At 63.5% G+C, this 3,448-nt stretch carries 2 protein-coding genes and 1 pseudogene; all 3 read left to right on the top strand.

Features of this window, described 5'->3' with window-relative positions:
• Positions 1 to 620, top strand: a pseudogene (locus tag FS320_RS46625) (hypothetical protein); the annotation flags it as partial.
• A 100-nt stretch (positions 621 to 720) separates the two neighbouring features.
• Complete coding sequence (locus FS320_RS40345) at positions 721 to 1,095, top strand: hypothetical protein (RefSeq protein ID WP_152718109.1); 375 nt, start codon at positions 721 to 723, stop codon at positions 1,093 to 1,095.
• A gap of 2 nt (positions 1,096 to 1,097) precedes the next feature.
• On the top strand, positions 1,098 to 2,549 hold the full coding sequence (locus FS320_RS40340) for a hypothetical protein (protein WP_152718107.1): 1,452 nt from the start codon (positions 1,098 to 1,100) through the stop codon (positions 2,547 to 2,549).
• Positions 2,550 to 3,448: the final 899 nt, after the last annotated feature.

Here is a 3,448-nt window from a genome sequence, read left to right as displayed (position 1 = left end):
TCACCGGCAAGCCCAAGGCCAACGTCGGCATCAAGCTCGATGTCAAGGAGTTCGCCCGAGGCATCAAAGCCCGCTCGATCCCCGACACGTCTGACGGCATCAAGTACGCCTACGTCGTGGTCGATCCCTCGATGTTTATCGAGAGCGGCGGCCCATCGCTGGCCGAGCGGATGGTCGTCAACGGCATCCGCAACATCCGCCGGGGCGATAACAGCCGTGTCGCCACCAAGGGCGCGATGGGCGGCTGGGATCAACTGAGATCGAGGTTGCGCGGTGAAGGCTGGACCGAGGCTGGGCCAGGACCGGATTGGACCCCGGCGTTTTACGTGTTCGAAACCTGCGTTCATTTCATCCGCACCGTGCCCGTGTTGCAGCACGATCCTGATCGACCGGAGGATTTGAACAGCGATGGAGAGGATCATTGCGCAGATGAAGTGAGATATAGTTGCATGTCTCGCCCCTATGCTTTCAGGCCGGTCGAAGAGAAGAAGCCGGTCGCGCAGGAGCTGACCTACGAGGCCGTGCAGCAACCGGACGGCACGGTCAGCGTCCGGTCAAACATGAACGTCATGGAATGGGCCGAGCGCAAGGCGGCGAAGAAGAAGAGGCGGGGCCGCTGATCAGCGTGTGTGCCGCAACGGTGCGGCCCTCAGGCCCATGGACGGGCGAGACGGAACCGCTGATATTAGAACAAACAGAGTGCAGAGACAGGGGCTTGCGATGCGTGACCCAGACCCGAGGCGGATTGCCATCTTACGCGACCTGCTGCTCGATTATCCCTACGAGAAAGCCTCGAACCACGGCGAACCTCCGGCTGGCCTGACCGAAGACGAGCAGGACGCTTGGGTCGACGACTACATGATGCGCTACGGCTCGCCAGCGCCGCTGGAAGGCCGCTACGACGGCGAGTTCGGGCGGCCTGATGGCGTCGAGTTCTCGCCGACCAGCCGCGATGTGGTCGACCACATCCAGGGCATGCGCGATTACTTCGATGAGGTGATGCCGAAGGCCGGTCAGATTGCGCCGGTTCCCGACGATCCCGACCAGATCCCATCGCGTCAACAGGCGTTGGCGCAACGCCTGCGGAGGAGCTGAACATGGGCACCGACGATAAATACGACCGCTCCGGCCAGTACTCCGGCGGCGACACCGGCCCCAAGGTCGAGGGCTTTGGCGCAACCGGCGCGTTCGGGATGGATGCCGACCGGCGCGATGTCGCCATTGGCACGATGATGGGCGAGGGCGGCCCCAGGGAAAACCGCCAGGGCTATGGCGCGGTGCTCGACAGCATCGAAAACCGGATCTCGGCCATCGGCAAGGGGGTGAACTACAACCAGAAACGCGACAGCACCCTCCAGGGCGTCGCCATGGCCCGCAAAGGCGGAGAGTACAACGCCTGGAGCCCGAAGGAGAGTGCCGCCTACGGCCATGCCAAGGCCGGTGCAACCGGCAAGCCGCAGGGCCAGACGCAGACCGGAATGTACGACCAAGCGCGGCAGGTTTACGACGACTATTACGACAATGGCACGTTCCAGGGCACTGCCATGGGCGGCACGTTCTATCAGAACGACGCTCTGCTCAGGGGCAGCAAGGCGGGCGCGTATCAGCGCGACTTGCAGAAGAAGCACGGCTCGATGCCGGTCGGCAAGGCGGGCCACGTCATGACGGGACCCAACTACTACGGTCCCGGCTCGCCTGCGGGGCGAGATCAAAGCTTCGGCTATGAACCTTTTGACCCCTCGATCACTGGTAACTTTGGCGCGAACGATCCTTCGTCGTCGTTCTCGGACCCGCTGCTGAGCGACATCACCGATCAGCAGATCCAGGGCGCTTACGGCACCAACAGCTTTGCGGGCAAGAACCGCGACGCCTTGGGCTACTTCGATGAGACCGCGCCGATCCCGCCGCAGCGTCCCGGCAAGATTGGCATGCGCAATCCGAATGTCGGCCCGATCCCGCCGCAGCGTCCGTTAAGCGGCATCGGGACCATGATCAAGGGCAATGTCGGCAGGAACAACCTGCTCGGCGGCATGATGGCTCCCGGCGTGCCGCAACGGGCCGTGCCGCAACGCACCGCGCCCATGGTCCGCGAGGACTTCTGGACGCCGGGGCCGGTTGCCAGGGCTGCGGGCTCGAATGCCACGGGCCGGGAGACCACCCGCACCCGCGACGGCGTCATCCACGACAATGCCGGGGCCTATGGCGGCGGCGAAGCCTTCGGGCCGAACGATCCCTTCGGCGGGCTCGGGTTCTCGAACCCTGGCTATGCCGACATAGTGGATAGCTTCGACCAGGACATGGGCATCAGCCGCACGGTGACCGACCGGCAGGGCAACCTCCTCGGCCAGGGCTTCGTCAGCCGCCGAGACGAACGGCGCAGCGGCTCGGGCTCGGTCCTCGGCATCGATGGCGTCAGGTCTGACGGGCGCGGAACGGCGGATACCGGCATGTCGGGCGGCAGCGACGGACGCGGCGGCGGCTCGGTCGGTGACGGCTCGTACAGCGAAAGCAGTGGACGCAATTCAAACAACCCCCAGGGTATATTGTAACGAAAAAGGCACCCGCCACTTGTCCGAGTACGGATCGAGAACGGCGATGTCCGAAGTGTGTCGCCAAGCGGTAAGAGAGTATATCGCTGCGCGACACACTTCGGACATGTGGCGACGCCCAGGCAACAGGCTGCGGAGAGTGCCGAAGGCGTCCTGGTCTGGCTCCAGCGGCTGAATGAGACCGACACGGACTACTTCGACCGGGCTGGGCCGTTAACAGCCCAGGCGGCTTAAGGAGCACCATGGAGCCAGAACCGGCAGCCAAACCCGCTAGGTCGCGCTGGCGTGGCTTCGCCACATTGGGCTGCCAGCCGACACAGCGAGGGCCTGAATGGCGTGTCTCCTCCTTCGCCGGTCCCCTGCCACAACGGATAAATCCTGGCCAGGAGCAGGGGGGGGGCATGTTGACCCCTGGGCTTGGCGGAGGGAGCGGGCAGCCGAGAATTCCAGGTGGAGAGACCACCTGCGACGGTTGCGACAGTTGAGGCCGTCAGCACCCAGACCGTAGCAAACGTAGCAAACGTAGCAAGTGTAGCAAGGGTCCAGCCCAAAACTGCATTTTGCAGAGCTAACGGAGCTATCGGAGCTATCGGAGCAGATGTGTTGGAGAGCCTACTGCCAGCGGGCGATCCGCTCCGCCTGCCGAACGACGTTCAGGGCATCGCCCGAGACTGAGGATGAAGGTTCGATAGCGGCACGGGAGGCAATCGCCTATCTTGTGCTTCCGATATGCTTCCGGAAAAGCTCGTCTCCGGAAGCATATCCCGTCTAATACTACTGTGTCATAAACTCACGAGGCGAGCTATAGTCGGGAGATCCATCATGCGGAGGCGTGTGATGAACCTTCCTATCCCATCAGAGACGCGCGAGGCGCGGTTTGCCGCCTATGTTGATGCCCT

This window comes from Microvirga tunisiensis, from assembly GCF_009296175.1.
In the GTDB taxonomy this organism is placed as follows: Bacteria; Pseudomonadota; Alphaproteobacteria; order Rhizobiales; family Beijerinckiaceae; genus Microvirga; species Microvirga tunisiensis.
Note: the sequence above shows the minus strand (reverse complement) of the source record. Positions and strands in the feature narration are given on the sequence as shown.